Below are 14719 nucleotides of genomic sequence, written 5' to 3'. Positions count from 1 at the left end.
CCACCGTCATACCGGCGCAGGCCGGTATCCAGTGCCAAGCAACTCGGTGGCCATTGAGTCCGGCGGAAACCAAGGCACTGCGACTGGACCCCGGCCTTCGCCGGGGCGACGGGCTGGGTAGAGTGAAGCCGGGCTGTGCCTTCTGCGCGCTGTGGTCAGGCGGCGGTAGGCCACGGCGGGGCGGCGACTACGGCGGACCAACACCACCGTCATACCGGCGCAGGCCGGTATCCAGAAGGGGGCTCGTAGCCCCGGTCTTCAATCCCGGCGCTTGCGGTTGACCGCCTGGGCGGCCTTGATGATGTCTGCGCCGATCTGCGTTTCGAACTGCTGCCACACCGGGCGCATGGCGCTGCGCCAGGCGTCGCGTTCCTGCGGGCTCAGTTCGATCAGTGTGCTGTTCTTACCGGTGCGGATGCGTTCGCGCTCGGCCTGGTTCAGCGCCTCGGCTTCGCGGTTCACCACGTAGGTCACCTCGTCGATGATGCCTTCCAACTCCATGCGCTGACGATGGGGAATGCCGAACCAGAAGTCGGCGTTGCTCACCAGCATGTAATCGAGCGCACCGTGGTTGGTTTCGGTGATGTAGGGCTGGACCTGGTCAAGTTGCTTGCTAGTGATGTTCGACCAGGGGTTTTCCGCGCCCTGCACCTTGCCGCTCTGCAGCGCGGCATAGACCTCGCCGAAGGGCAGCTTCATCGCGCTGGCACCCAGTTGGGCGAACTGCGCTTCGAGCACCTTGGAGGGCTGGATGCGGAACGCAAGGCCGGCGGCATCTTCGGGGCGGCGCAACGGGCGGGTGGCCGATAGCTGCTTCATGCCGTTGTGCCAATAGGCCAGGCCAGTGATGTTGTGCTCCTCCATCGAGCGCAGCAATTGGCGGCCCTTGGCGCGCTTCTGGAATCGATTGACCGCATCCAGGTCGTCGAACAGGAACGGCAGGTCGAATACTTGCAGTTGCTGGGTGTATTGCTCGAACTTGGCCAGCGAGGGAGCGAGCAGCTGCACTTCGCCCTTGCGCAGGGCGTCCAGCTCGTCGGCATCGCCGAACAGCGTGGAGTTCGGATAGACCTCGACCCGCACCTTGTCGCCCAGGCGCTCCTCCACGAGTTGCTTGAACAGCAGCGCACCCTGGCCCTTGGGGGTGTTGTCCGCCACCACATGGGAGAACTTGATGACGATGGGACCACCCGCTTCGGCGGCAAGGGACTGGGTGGAAAGAAGCGCGAGGGCACTGGCGGCCAGGGCGATCAGAGGCTTGAGCATGGGTACTTCCTTTCTTGTTATCGGGTTGCGTCTAGCCCTCACTGTAGCGTGAGCCAGGCAATCGGTTAGGGGCGTGCGTCGGCCTGCCATTCGCAACGCGCGTGCCAATTTGTAAATGGACCCGGCTAGAGGCGTTGCCGGGCTTTTGACGACGTGAAACCGTCGGTCGCTGGCGGCTTTCCGCCATCCACGGGCGCAGCGTAGGCGGATTTTTGCTGATGGAGCTGTCAGGGCAGGTAGATCTTGAACTCGCCACCGCCAAGCGGGCCGCCGTTGCTCAGCTCGATGTGCCCATGAGTGCCATCGCGCTCGTGCAGGCGGGCGATGCAGCCGGCGAAGTACAGGCCCAGGCCGGTACTGCCGGTGCTGAAATTGATGCTCAGCACGTAGTCCGACTGTTGCTCGATCATCGCTGGTGGGTAGCCTTGGCCATCGTCGTTGATGGCCAGCACCAGTTGCCCACTTTCGTTCCAGGCGCGCACGTGCAGCGCGCTGCGGGCGTAGCGAATGGAGTTGGTAATGACGTTGGCGACTACCGAGCCCACCAATTCCTGGTCGAAGAAGCCCATCAGGTCGAACTCGTCGACCTCGTAGCTGGCTCTGATGGCGCGCGCGGTGAACACCTCGTCCTGGCGGGCCAGCTGGGCCTGGAGGAAGTCCTCGACCTCATGGTAGGCCGGCTTCAGCGGTAGCTGGTTGACCCCGAGCTTGTACAGGCCCAGCAACTGCACCAGCATGCCGTTCAGACGCGAGAATTCGTATTCGATGACGCCGCGCTCGGGACCGCCCAGTTGCTCCGGCGGAAGCTGCGCCACCCAGCGGTTGTGGGTCTGCATCAGCTGGCCGAGAGAGTTCTTCATGTCATGCACGGTGGACGCGATGACGGTGGAAAAATCCAGCGCCGGCCCGTCGGTTTTGCGCTTGCTCGTCACAGGCTGAACGCCTTGCGCCGCAGCAGATGATAGCGCTCGTAGCGGGGGTCGCTGCTGGGCATCATCCGGACCTGGTCAAGGCAGCTCTGGCACTCCTCGCGCAGCGTTGCATCGCCCTTGCCCTCGGCCAGCCGCAACAGGGATTGCGCGGTGTTCAGGGCCACGCTGATGTTCTTCGGCTGCAAGCGCAGGGCCTGGCGGAACAGTTGCAGCGCCTGCTCGTGCTCGCCTTGCTGGTAGCAGCGCACCCCCTGGCGGTTCAGCTCCACGGCCTCCTTGCTGCCCGCGAGAATCGCCGGGTCGTCGGTCTGCTTGGCCACGCGTTGCATGACCGCCGGGTCGTCGCCGTACATCTCGACGCAGGTCGAAAGCAGCGCGTCCGCATCTTCGCCGTGGCCCAGTTCGCGCAACTGGCTGGCAACGTTCATGGCGGTGTCGGCCGAAAAGAACTCGTCCAGTTCGCCGAGCCTGGCGATGGCTTCCTGGGCGAGCTTTTCCGCGCCGGCCTTGTCGCCGGCCTTGGCCAGCGTCCTGGCCTGGGCCAGGCGTCCCCTGGCGACCACGGCCTTGTTTTCCCCGTAGGCCTTGTCCAGTTCGCCGAGGGTCTGGTTGATTTCGGCCTGGACCTTCTTCTCCAGCGGCCCGTCGCCAGCCTGGGCGAGCAGGGCGCCGCTCAGGTTGAGGTAGTTCTCCGGGCTTTTGAAGCGCGAGTTGCGCCCCAGGTCAACGGCATGCCTGTAGGCCTTGGAGGCGCTGCCGAAGTCTTGGTTGAGGCTGGCCACTTCGCCGAGTTGCGCTTGCCGGCGAATCGACAGCGGCGAAAGCCGCACAGCGTCCTCCAGCAGGTGTTGGGCCTTCTGGCTGTCGCCCAGGGTGGCGTGCACGCTGGCAAGCCCGTCGTACAGGCCCGGCAGCATGGGAAAGGCACGGATCGCCTGCTCGTAGATCGAGCGCGCGCGTTCCAGATCGCCACGTTTTTGCAGGAGCCCGCCGAGGGCGAGAAAGGCCCACGGCAGCGGTCGGTCGGCCAGCACACCGTTGAGCAGCGCTTCCAACTCGTCCAGACGGTTCAGGGCCTGCAAGGCATTGGCCTTGAAGCGCAGACAGGCCTGCGCGTAGCGCTTGTCCTGGGCGATCAACTGGTCGCAGGCGGCCAGCACGGCGCTCGGGTCGTCCCGCTCCAGGGCGTCGTAGATGGGCTTGAGCTGTGCCTTGCGTTCGACCAGTTTGTCCAGTCGCTGGGCCAGGCTGGCACGGTTGAAGGGCTTGGTCAGGTAGGCATCGGGCTCGTGCTCCAGGGCGCTGAGCACCATGGCCTGGCTGCTTTCGGCGGTCACCATGACGAAGATGCTGTGGGGGCTGAGCAGCTTGCTGGCGGCCAGCTCCTCGAGTACCTGCTGGCCGTTCTTGCCAGCGCCGAGGTTGTAGTCGTGCAGGATGATGTCGTACTTCTTCTGCCGGCACAGGGTCAGGGTTTCCTCACCCCGGTCCGCGGTGTCGATGTCCTGGGCTCCCATCTGGCGAAGCATGGCCTTCACCGAGCCGAGAAAGTCGGAGAAATCATCCACCACCAGGAAACGCTTGTGGCTGTAGTCGATCATGCTGTCGATCCTTGGGCCTTGTTCCAGTCGACTATCGAGAACGGCAGGCGTTGACGAAGCGTCGTTGACAGTCGGTCTGGAATGTTCGTTTGCAGCGCGCAGGCCGAGTGCGCCCCCTGTCGCTTCCCCCATAGTCCGGATCTGGCGGTCGCCCAGCGACCTGCCGCCCGGGCACTGCTCGGCAGGTACCCGGCGAAGAGACGTCGGCGCATCGCCCCGGCCGTGGCCCTAAGTGTAGTAGACCGGCCCAGGCCAACCATGCCGTCGCTCACCGGGCCGTGCGGCTGTGGGTTCCGAGGGTGGGGGAGCGGTCCGGGTAGGCGGTTTGCACCTGGTCGATGATGAAACGGCTGCGGGGCACCATAGGTATGCGGTTCATTTCTATCGTCAGGTCTTGCGCCGGCACGCAGTAGCGCATGTCGCGGCAGAGCAGGCGCACGCTCGATTGCAGCAGGTCGAGGGTGATCCATTCGCCTGGGCGGCGATGAGGGTGCGCAGGGTCGCCACCACCCTGGGTGATGAAGTCGAAGGGGGTGGCGTGCCGGTGCGTGAAGCGTTCAGGATTGAAGTCGTTCGGCCGTGGCCAGCGGGCCGGGTCACGGTTGGTGCCGAACACATCCAGCAGTACCCGCGTGCCTTGCTCGAAGCGGTAGCCTTGCCATTCGAAATCCTTGCGCACCCGGGCGGCAACGAACGGGAAGAACGCATAGAGCCGGCGCACCTCCTGCACGAATGGCGCGACGAAGGTCTCGTCGGTCATCAGGCGCAGCCGCCACTGCGGGTAGCGGTGCAGGCAAACCGCGGCCAGCGCGACGAAGTGGGCGACGGCGACGATGGGGCGCAGCAGGTTGAGCAGCTCGACGGCAGCGACGCGCTCTTCCAGCAATTGCCCGTCGGCGTCGCGGAACTCGCTGATCGCCCGCAGCGGCGAGGCGGGTGGCGCGGGGCGGCTGTCGTCGCGGTCAGCGCGAATCAACTCCGACGTCCAGCGCTCGGCCTGCTTGCGCCCGCGCCGGGCACACCAGTAGTCCAATACCGGCTTGCCGGCGCCCTCGATCATCGCCGCCAGTTGGCTGGTGCGCTGCTCCACCTCGGCCTCCGCCAACGGCACTCCGGCCCAGGCGCAGGCGGCGCGGCAGAACAGGCGCTGTACCTCGCCCAGCAATTCGACCCGCCCGGCCAGCGCCCAGTGCCGAATCGACGCCTGCCACTCTTGCTCGGCGAGCGTAACCAGCGACTGGATGCTGGCTGGCGTCATGAACGACATGAGCAATTGCTTGCGCGCCCGTTGGGTATCACCGTCCAGACCCTGCACGCCGCCCACACCCAGCAGGTTTCGTTGCAGCAGCAACGGAGCGGCGCTTTCCCGGCTGAACAGGTCCTGCTCGTGGAACAGTCGCGCCATTTCCGCGCCACTGAAGCAGAGCGTGCGTTGGAATAGCAGGCGCGTCTGGAAAAGGGGGCTGCGATAGCGTCGGCACCGATTGGCGATAAAAAAGTAGCCTTCCTTGAACAAAGCCAGTGAGCTTTCCAGAGAGGCATCGCGAGGAATCTGCGGCATTGTTTGGTCCCGGTTGGCGTGGGTGCAGGCGGCGAGTCGGCTGCCGAGTAAGGACGGCAAAGCACCGGTTAGAGCGCCTGTTTTCAGATCGACCACGGGGGGCGGGAATCGTTTTGGGGGTTTACTCGCGGGCAGCGACCGCTCATCCAACGGAGTGCACTTTTGCTGCCGGGCTTTTTCTACCAGGGACATCCTCAGCCTTGGAGGTACCGCCATGAACCGGACAGAAGACGCTCCGAAGAAGCCCGATGACCTGGCCAAGGACAGTCCCGCCGATGTGAAGCGGGCGATAAAGCGCAACCGCGAGGAGCTGAAGAACGGCGCACAGGTTCCGGGCGGGTCCTATGATGTCGACCCCGCCTACGCATCTGCCGCCGCAGCCGGCGCCGACGACTCCTTCGCCGGCGACCTCGACGAGCAACTTGACCAGCCGACTAAGTCGCCCTGAGCCGGCAGCCCGCCAGGGTGGCGGCGCTGCCCTGGCGACCGAGGACAATCTCTCCGCTTTCGCCTATACCTCAACAGCGAAAGGGCCAGGTTTGCCGTACCCGTTATCGGCCGAACATGTCTGCGATGGACAGCTCGCAGCTGGCCCATCGCCCGTTTGGGGCGACGAACATGAGCGGAATAACCGACAAGGAAAAGTTCACCGAACTACTGCAGAACATCCGCCACTACAGCACGCTGCGTTTCGCCATGCTGACGGTGTACATGGCAGCCAACGGCGGCATGCTTGGTACCTTCTTCGATTGCACATTCGCCTCGCGCAACCCTGACGTGCTGCCGCTGTTCCGAGTCGGCGGCATGGCGTTGGCCGCTGCGTTTCTGATCTTCGAAAGCGCCCTCAACCATAACCTCAGCGACTACTGGGACAGCGTCGAACGCTATGTGGGCAAGGCAGACGCCTTCGTCGCCAATCGCTCCCGGCTGTACAAGGCCAGCGTGCCGTTCGCCACCCACTCAATCTTCGTCCTGTCTGGACTGTTCTGGTGGTATTGGGCGGCGGATTTCTATCCGTGCAGGGAATAGCAGCCCGCACACCTCGGCGCCCGAAGCCATGCTGGCACGCCCGATAAGGCGACGACGCATAAAAAAAGCCCCACGACCGGAGCGGGTCATGGGGCGAAGCGGTCGATTGGTTCGACCGGGAGCATGGGGTTCAGGCCTGGGGTTGCCAGCCGCCACCCAGGGCCTTGTAGATGGCGACGATGCCGCGATAGAGATCGACTTCCGCCTGGGCTTGGGCGTCCTCGGCGGCCAGTCGCTCGCGTTCGGCATCCAGCAGTACGAGGAAGTCCGCGGTGCCTTCGCGGTAGCGGATCGCCGCCTGTTCGGCGGCTTCGCGGCTGGCTTCCGATTGGCGTAACAGGGCGAGCAGCCGCTGCTGGGTCTTGGCATAGTCGTTGAAGGCGTTTTCCGACTCTTCGAGAGCCAGCAGCACCTGCTGCTCGTACTGGGCGAGGGCGCCGTCCGCTTCGGCCTCGGCCCCGCGCAGCCGGGCGCGCACACTGCCCAGATCGAACGCTGCCCAGCTGATGCTCGGGCCGATGCTCCAGGCCCGCGCCGCGGAGGAGCCGATCTGCGACCCGCGCCCGGCGGTGAAGCCGAGGAAGCCGGAGAGGCTGACCCGCGGAAACAGGTCCGCCGTGGCGACACCGACGTTCGCCGTGGCGGCTGCCAACTGGCGTTCGGCGGCATGGATGTCCGGTCGGCGGCGCAGCAGTTCGGCAGCGTCGCCAATCGGCAGGGCCTTGGCGATGGCCGGCAGCTCGCTGGGCGAAAGGTCGACATCGAGCTGGTCCGGACGCTGGCCGAGCAGGGTGGCGATGCGGTGCCGGGCCCTGGCTTCCTCGGCCTGCAGGCGCGGCAGGCTGGCTTCGGTGGCAGCCAAGCGGGCATCGCTGCGCAGCACGTCGAGCTGGCTGCCGATGCCAGCCTCCCGCAGTTGCTCCGTCAGGCCGCGGGACTTGCGCTGGTTCTTCAGGTTGGCACGGGCGATGCGCTCGCGCAGCTGGGCACCGCGCAGGTTGCCGTAGGCGTCCACCAGTTCGGCGATAAGACTGACCTGCAGCTGATAGAGCTCGGCCTCTGTGGCTTCCACCTGCGCCTCGCTGGCTTCGATCTGGCGCCGGATGCGGCCGAACAGGTCCAGCTCCCAGGCCATGTCCAGGCCCAGGTCGTAGCGCTCGGTCCTTACCCGGTCCTCGCCCAAGCCTGGCTGCTGGCCCTTGCCGATATCGGCGCTGGCGCGGCTGGTCACGGTAGGCACCAGGTCGTTGGCCGCATCGTCGCGAATCGCCCGTGCCGCCCGCAGGCGGGCAAAGGCGACGCGCAACTGGCGGTTTTCCGCCAGGGCCCGTTCGACCAGGGCATCGAGGGTCGGGTCCTCGAACTGGTGCCACCAGGCCGCCTCGAAGCGGGAGCGGTCGTAACTCGCCGCTTCGGCATGGGCCAGCTTGGCCGGTGCGGTCGCGGGGGCCCGATAGTCCGGGCCGACGGCACAGGCGCCAAGGGCCAGCGCAAGCAGCGCCGGTGCGAATACCTTGATCATGCGTGGGCCTCCTTGAGCGAGACGGCTTTCTTCGCTTCGCGGGTTTCCACGAAGGCGCGAATCAGCAGATAGAACACCGGGGTCAGCAGCAGGCCGAAGAACGTCACCCCGAGCATGCCGGAGAACACTGCCACGCCCATGGCATAGCGCATCTCGGCACCGGCGCCGGAGGACAACACCAGGGGCACCACACCCATGATGAAGGCGAAGCTGGTCATCAGGATCGGCCGCAGTCGCAGGCGGCAGGCCTCCAGCACCGCGCCCAGGCGATCCATGCCTTCCTCCTGCTTGTCCTTGGCGAACTCGACGATGAGGATGGCGTTCTTGCAGGCCAGCCCCACCAGCACGATCAGGCCGATCTGGGTGAAGATGTTGTTGTCGCCGCCGGAGAGAATCACCCCGGTGATGGCCGACAGCAGCGTCATCGGCACGATCAGGATCACCGCCAGCGGCAGGCTCCAGCTCTCGTACTGGGCGGCCAACACCAGGAAGGCCAGCAGCACGCAGAGCGGGAAGACGAACATGGCGGTGTTGCCGGCAAGGATCTGCTGGTAGGTCAGCTCGGTCCATTCGAAGGTCATGCCGTTGGGCAATTCCTCGCGCAGCAGTTTCTCGATCGCCGCTTCGGCCTGGCCCGAGCTGTAGCCGGGCGCGGCAGCGCCATTGATCTCGGCGGTGAGGAAGCCGTTGTAGTGCATCACCCGGTCCGGCCCCGAGCTGTTGGACACCTTGACGAAAGTGGACAGCGGCACCATCTCGCCACGGTTATTGCGCACCTTGAGCTGGCCGATCTGCTCCGGCTCCAGGCGGAACTTCTGCTCGGCCTGCACGTTGACCTGATAGGTGCGGCCGAAACGGTTGAAGTCGTTGGCATACAGCGAGCCCAGGTAGACCTGCATGGTGTCGAAGATGTCGTTGATCGCCACGCCGTGGGTCTTGGCCTTCTCCCGGTCGATGTCGGCATCGATCTGCGGCACGTTGACCTGGTAGCTGGTGAACAGCGACATCGGATCGAGTTCCGGCAATTGGCGCGCTTTGGCGAGGATGCTCTGGGTCTGCTTGTACAGTTCCTCGTAGCCCAGGCTGCCACGATCCTGCACCTGCAGGCGGAAGCCGCCGATGGTGCCCAGCCCCATGACCGGCGGTGGCGGGAAGATAGCGATGAAGGCGTCCTGGATTTGCGCGAACCGCCCGTTCAGCTCGGCAGCGATGGCGTTGGCGCTCATCGAGGGGTCCTTGCGCTGGTCGAACGGCTTGAGCGGGGTGAACACGATGCCGCTGTTCGGACTGTTGGTGAAGCCGTTGATCGACAGGCCAGGGAAGGCCACGGTGTTTTCGATGCCGGGGTGCTCGGCGGCGATCTCCGACATGCGTTTGATCACCGCTTCGGTACGGTCGAGGGTGGCCGCGTCCGGCAACTGGGCGAAAGCCACCAGGTACTGTTTGTCCTGCTGCGGCACGAAGCCGGTCGGCGTGCTGGCAAAGCCCAGGTAGCCCAGGCCGACCAGGCCCGCGTAGACCACCAGGGCGATGCCGCTGCCGCGCAGGACCCGGCGCACGGTGCCGACATAGCCACGCCCGGCACGTTCGAACACGCGGTTGAAAGGCTGGAACAGCCAGGCGCCGAAGAGCTTGTCGAGCAGCCGGGAGAAGCCGTCCTTGGGCGCATCATGGCTGCGCAGCAAGGCGGCGGCGAGGGCCGGCGACAGGGTCAGCGAATTGAACGCGGAAATCACCGTGGAGATCGCGATGGTCAGTGCGAACTGCTGGTAGAACTGCCCGGACAGGCCGGAGATGAACGCCGTCGGCACGAACACTGCGCAGAGCACCAGGGCGGTCGCGATGATCGGCCCGGTCACTTCCTTCATGGCTTGCTTGGTGGCCTCCACCGGCGTCTTGCCGAGGCCGATGTTGCGCTCGACGTTCTCCACCACCACGATGGCGTCGTCCACCACGATGCCGATGGCCAGGACCAGGCCGAACAGCGACAGCGCATTCAGCGAGAAACCGAACATGTGCATGATGGCAAAGGTGCCGATCAGCGACACCGGCACGGCGGCCAGCGGGATGATCGAGGCGCGCCAGGTCTGCAGGAACAGGATCACCACCAGCACCACCAGCACGATGGCTTCCAGCAGCGTGTGCACCACCGCCTCGATGGAGCCGCGCACGAAGATGGTCGGGTCGTAGACGATTTCGTAGTCGACGCCCTGGGGGAAGTCCTGCTTCAGCTCGGCCATGCGTTCGCGCACCAGGTCGGAGATGGCGATGGCGTTGGAACCGGGGCGCTGGAAGATCGGGATGGCCACCGCCGGCTTGTTGTTGAGCAGCGAGCGCAGGGCGTATTGGCTGGAGCCCAGCTCGATACGAGCGATGTCCTTCAGACGGGTAATTTCGCCGTTTTCGCCAGCCCGCACGATGATGTTCTCGAATTCCTCCTCGTTGACCAGGCGACCTTTGGTATTGATCGACAGCTGGAAGCTGGTCTCGCCGGGGGCGGGCGGCGCGCCGAGGGCGCCGGCGGCGACCTGGCGGTTCTGCTCGCGAATGGCGTTGACCACATCGCTGGCGGTGAGGTTGCGCGACGCGGTCTTGTTCGGGTCGAGCCAGACTCGCAGCGAGTAGTTGCCCAGGCCGAACAGCTGCACGTCGCCGACGCCTTCGAGCCGCGCCAGTTCGTCCTTGATGTTCAAGGCGGCGTAGTTCGACAGGTAGAGCATGTCGTAGCGGTCGTCCGGCGAGGTCAGGTGCACCACCATGGTCAGGTCGGGCGATGCCTTGTCCACCGTCACGCCGAGCCGCTGCACCTCGGTGGGCAGGGTCGGCATGGTGCGGGTGACGCGGTTCTGCACCTGCACCTGCGCCTTGTCCAGATCAGTGCCGATGGCAAAGGTGAGGGTGAGGGTCATTTTGCCGTCGGCGGTACCCTGGGAGGACATGTAGAGCATGTTCTCCACCCCGGTGATGGCCTGCTCGAGCGGCGAAGCGACGGTCTCGCCGATCACCTTGGGGTTGGCGCCGGGAAAGCTGGCGCGCACCACCACGGTGGGCGGCACCACGTCCGGGTATTCGCTGATCGGCAGCTGGAACAGCGAGATGGCGCCGCCGATCAGGATGATCAGCGACAGCACGGCGGCGAAAATCGGCCGCTGGATGAAGAATTGCGAGAAATTCATGGCCTGGTTCCCTGGTTAGCCGCGCGGCGTTTCGGCGGCGTTCTGCTTGGCGACCTTGGGTGCTTCGGCGGCCTGGATGGCGCGGCGTTGTTCCTTGAGCTGGGCGAGGGTCTGCTCGTCGGCCATCGGCACTTTCTGCGCCTCTACCGGCATGCCCGGGCGCACGCGCTGCAGGCCGTTGACGACGATGTTGTCCTGCGGACCGAGGCCGTCGCGCACGATGCGCAGGCCTTGCAGCTTCGGCCCCAGTTCGATGGCGCGGTACTGCACGGTGCCGTCGTCGCCGAGCACCAGGGCGAACTTCTTGCCGAGGTCGGTTCCCACGGCGGTGTCCTGGATCAGCACGGCGTCGTAGGTGGCGCTACCCACCAGTTTCAGGCGGGCATACAGGCCGGGGGTGAAGCGGCCATCGGCATTGTCGAACACCGCGCGGCCACGAATGGTGCCGGTGCGCGGGTCGACCTGGTTGTCGACGAAGTCCATGTGGCCGAGGTGCGGGTGGCCATCCTCGTTGGAGAGGCCCAGGTAGACCGGGCTCTGCTCGCCACGCTCGCCCTGGCGGGCCAGTTCGCTGTACTTGAGGAACACGCGCTCGTCGGCATCGAAGTAGGCGTAGACCTTGTCGGTGGACACGAGCGTGGTGAGCAGACTCTGCCCCGCGTTGACCAGGTTGCCGGCGGTCACTTCGGCCCGGCCGACGCGGCCATCGATGGGCGCGCGAACCTCGGTGAAGCTCAGGTTCAGCCGCGCCGCTTCCAGCTGCGCCTCGGTGGCGGCGACGGCCGCGCGGGCTTCCTGGGCGGCACTGGCGCGGGCGTCGGCCAACTCGGCGGAAATTGCATTGCTCTTGCGCAGGCGCTCGCCGCGCTGGGCTTCGCTGGCGGTGCGGGTCTGGTTGGCGCGGGCTTGCTGCAGTTGGGCTTCCAGGCGCTTCACTTCGGCCGCGAAGGGACGCGGGTCGATCTGGAACAACAGGTCGCCTTTTTTCACTCGCGAGCCCTCGTCGAAGGCCACGCGGTCGATCAGGCCGGAGACGCGGGGGCGGATCTCCACCGATTCCGGGGCCTCCAGGCGCCCGGTCAGCTCATCCCACTCGGTGATCGGCTGCTGGATCACCTGGGCCACGCTGACCTGCGGCGCGGGCATCGCCGGGGTGGCTTCGGGGGCGCGTCCGCAAGCGCCGAGGACCAGGAGGGCCAGGGCGAGAAGGGGAAAGCGCAGGGCGTTCAATGACTGTTCCATGTGGGCTCCGCAAGTCGAATCTATCGGTAGGCGCTGCGAAGTCTGCTGGCTAGAGCGGCTCGGCACGAATCGAATGGTGCGAAGTTAGTTATCACTGCCGCTGATGATTGCCGCAGTGGCATTGATAATTGGCTATGGCACGGCGCCCAGGAGGTTGTATGCTTGCCAAATGGCCGCCGCCATGCAGCCACCTGGCAATAGAGGACTCCGCCATGCACGCCACACTGTCCGATCTTCCCCTGTTCCATGCGCCGCAACAGAACGCTCCCTCGATCTGGAGCCTGCTCGGCCTGCCTTCGGAAACGCCGCAATTGCAGGCGGAAATCCAGAAGGGAGTGAACTACAAGACGGTGGAGTCCTTCGCCAAGCAGGCCATGCTCGACACCAGCATCATTCTCAAAACCATCCACCTGAGCGGCCGTACCCTGGCCCGGCGCAAAGAGAGCGGCCGCCTGCAGCCGGAGGAGAGCGACCGACTGGTGAGCTTTCTGACGGTCTACGACGCCGCCCTGCGGCTGTTCGGCGGTAACCCGGAGAAGGCCGCCAAATGGCTGAACAGCCCGGAGCGGGCACTCGGCGGGCAGTGTCCGATTGACGATGTGCGGACCGAGCTGGGTACCCGTGAGGTGCTGCGGCTGATCAATCGCCTCGAACACGGCATCTTCGTGTGAAGCTCTATCGCATCAGCAAGCGGCGTTACCTGTCCGGCTGCTGGAGCGGCGTCGGGGCGGAAACCTACGGTGGCCGCTGGAACAGCCCCGGCCGCCGCGCGGTGTATTGCGCCGGGTCGATTTCCCTGGCGATCCTCGAAGTGCTGGTGCACATCAAGGATGAAGAGACCCTGAACGAATTCGCCCTGCTGGAGATCGACGTACCGCGGGAGGCATTGATGCAACTCGCTCCGCTGCCGGAGCAGTGGAATGCGGAGCCCATCGCCGGCGCCTCGCAAGCGGCCGGCGATGCCTGGCTCGACAGTCTCGCGTCGATGGGACTGGTGGTGCCTTCGGTAGTGGTGCCGCAGGAGCGCAACGTGCTGCTCAATCCGTTGCACCCTGATTTCCAGCGCTGCCTGGGCACGGCCGCCGAGGTCGACCTGCGCTTCGACCCGCGCCTTCTGTAGGGCCGACAGACCGTTGGAAACCTATCTGCGTTGGCAATGACTGCGTTAGCAGGTTGGATCGCCAGCCCGGCTCGTTTGAAGCGCGTAAAGTCGGGTACGACCCCGGCGGCTTCCTCGCCTGTTTTTTGCGGGGCCGCCTAGGCCTTTTGTCTTACCTGCCTCGCAGACGCTTTTCAACGGGCTGCTAGAGGCTGTCCGGGTCGCCGATGAACATCTGGATACGCGAGCGCAACCAGCGCTCGGCCGGATCGTTGTCCTGGGCTCCGCGCCAGGCCATGGAGAGTTCGAAGGCGCGCGGCGTGTCGAACGGCAATTTCTCGGCGCGCAGGCCCCCGGCGGCGGCGAGCACCTCGGCGGCGTAATCGGGCACCGTGGCGACGATGTCGGTGCCGGCGATCAGGCTGCCCAGTCCGTTGAACTGCGGCACCGCCAATACCACCTTGCGCTTGCAGTCGATCAGCGCCAGTTCCTCATCGATGAAACCATTCAGGTCGCCAGCGAAGGACACCATCGCATGGGGGCGTGCGCAGTAGTCGGCCAGCGTCATCGCGCCGGGAATCGAGTCGGCACGCAGCAGCATCGGCCGGCTGCGGCGCAGGGTCTTGCGCTTGGCGTTGGCCGGTAGTTCGTCGGTATAGCTGACGCCCACGGAGATTTCCCCCGATGCCAGCAGGCTCGGCATCAGCAGGTAGTTGGCGCGGCGCACCACCAGCACCACTCCCGGCGCCTCGGTGCGCAAGCGTTTGAGCAGGGGGGGCAGCAAGGCGAACTCGACGTCGTCGGACAGGCCGATGCGGAACACCGCGGTGCTGGTGGCCGGGTCGAAGTCGGCGGCGCGGCTGATGGCGGTGGAGATCGAGTCCAGCGCCGGGGAGAGCAGGGCGAAGATCTCCTGGGCCCGTGCGGTAGGCTCCATGCTGCGGCCGGTGCGCACGAACAACGGGTCGTCGAACAGGGTACGCAGGCGCGCAAGGGCCGCGCTGATGGCCGGCTGGCCGAGGAACAGCTTCTCCGCGGCGCGGGTCACGCTGCGTTCGTGCATCAGCGTTTCGAACACGATCAGCAGGTTGAGGTCAACACGGCGTAAGTCGTTGCGGTTCATTCCCTGTTCACTCGAAGTCGCTGGGTAGACGATTGACTGGGGGACAATAGTAAAGCGGATGAGTGGCTTGCACATGACCATTTCACGCTATCAAATGGCAGTAGGGGTTTTAATGCCGCCTTCGGCCTGGTATTCAGGCAGCCCAGCGCCGGTGCGGTGTAATCACTG

Annotated in this window: 12 protein-coding genes; 4 read left to right on the top strand and 8 right to left on the bottom strand. The window is 65.5% G+C overall.

The genetic code is table 11. The features are described 5' to 3' along the window. Positions 1 to 258: 258 nt before the first annotated feature. From ACWKV7_RS00160 to ACWKV7_RS00145, 4 genes are all read right to left on the bottom strand, one after another. The gene (locus tag ACWKV7_RS00160) at positions 259 to 1266 is read right to left on the bottom strand and encodes a TRAP transporter substrate-binding protein (RefSeq protein ID WP_483855609.1); all 1008 of its coding nucleotides are present in this window, start codon (positions 1264 to 1266) and stop codon (positions 259 to 261) included. A 227-nt stretch (positions 1267 to 1493) separates the two neighbouring features. Continuing rightward, complete coding sequence (locus tag ACWKV7_RS00155) at positions 1494 to 2126, bottom strand: sensor histidine kinase (protein ID WP_483856263.1); 633 nt, start codon at positions 2124 to 2126, stop codon at positions 1494 to 1496. A gap of 68 nt (positions 2127 to 2194) precedes the next feature. Continuing rightward, positions 2195 to 3799, bottom strand: coding sequence for a response regulator (locus ACWKV7_RS00150; protein WP_483855608.1), 1605 nt, complete (start codon positions 3797 to 3799; stop codon positions 2195 to 2197). 268 nt (positions 3800 to 4067) lie between these two features. After that, positions 4068 to 5360, bottom strand: coding sequence for a cytochrome P450 (locus tag ACWKV7_RS00145; protein ID WP_483855607.1), 1293 nt, complete (start codon positions 5358 to 5360; stop codon positions 4068 to 4070). A 214-nt stretch (positions 5361 to 5574) separates the two neighbouring features. Here ACWKV7_RS00145 and ACWKV7_RS00140 point away from each other — a divergent pair, with 214 nt between their 5' ends. Together ACWKV7_RS00140 and ACWKV7_RS00135 are read left to right on the top strand one after the other, a co-directional pair. Further along, positions 5575 to 5808, top strand: coding sequence for a hypothetical protein (locus tag ACWKV7_RS00140; protein WP_483855606.1), 234 nt, complete (start codon positions 5575 to 5577; stop codon positions 5806 to 5808). A 170-nt stretch (positions 5809 to 5978) separates the two neighbouring features. Continuing rightward, complete coding sequence (locus ACWKV7_RS00135; protein ID WP_483855605.1) at positions 5979 to 6389, top strand: hypothetical protein; 411 nt, start codon at positions 5979 to 5981, stop codon at positions 6387 to 6389. 130 nt (positions 6390 to 6519) lie between these two features. On the opposite strand, the gene ACWKV7_RS00130 is transcribed toward ACWKV7_RS00135, so the two are convergent. The 3 genes from ACWKV7_RS00130 to mexE are packed head-to-tail and all read right to left on the bottom strand — an operon-like array spanning position 6520 to position 12329. Further along, the gene (locus tag ACWKV7_RS00130; RefSeq protein ID WP_487249191.1) at positions 6520 to 7908 is read right to left on the bottom strand and encodes an efflux transporter outer membrane subunit; all 1389 of its coding nucleotides are present in this window, start codon (positions 7906 to 7908) and stop codon (positions 6520 to 6522) included. Further along, a complete protein-coding gene (locus ACWKV7_RS00125) occupies positions 7908 to 11087 on the bottom strand; it encodes an efflux RND transporter permease subunit (RefSeq protein WP_483855603.1) in 3180 nt (1059 codons plus the stop codon). The genes ACWKV7_RS00130 and ACWKV7_RS00125 overlap by 1 nt, the downstream gene beginning before the upstream one ends. Before the next feature lie 15 nt (positions 11088 to 11102). Beyond that, a complete protein-coding gene (mexE, locus tag ACWKV7_RS00120; RefSeq protein ID WP_483855602.1) occupies positions 11103 to 12329 on the bottom strand; it encodes a multidrug efflux RND transporter periplasmic adaptor subunit MexE in 1227 nt (408 codons plus the stop codon). Positions 12330 to 12541: 212 nt separating this feature from the next. On the opposite strand from mexE, the gene parS reads away from it, so the two are divergent. Both parS and ACWKV7_RS00110 read left to right on the top strand, forming a co-directional pair. After that, positions 12542 to 13000, top strand: a complete 459-nt coding sequence (parS, locus tag ACWKV7_RS00115) for a type II RES/Xre toxin-antitoxin system antitoxin (RefSeq protein ID WP_483855601.1) — start codon at positions 12542 to 12544, stop codon at positions 12998 to 13000. After that, entirely contained in the window at positions 12997 to 13449 is a 453-nt protein-coding gene (locus ACWKV7_RS00110) for an RES family NAD+ phosphorylase (protein WP_483855600.1), read from the top strand. The genes parS and ACWKV7_RS00110 overlap by 4 nt, the downstream gene beginning before the upstream one ends. A gap of 184 nt (positions 13450 to 13633) precedes the next feature. Here ACWKV7_RS00110 and ACWKV7_RS00105 read toward each other — a convergent pair whose 3' ends face one another. Beyond that, entirely contained in the window at positions 13634 to 14551 is a 918-nt protein-coding gene (locus ACWKV7_RS00105) for a LysR family transcriptional regulator (protein ID WP_483855599.1), read from the bottom strand. Positions 14552 to 14719 lie beyond the last annotated feature (168 nt).

Source organism: Zestomonas ipomoeae (genome assembly GCF_057128665.1).
Note: the sequence above shows the minus strand (reverse complement) of the source record. Positions and strands in the feature narration are given on the sequence as shown.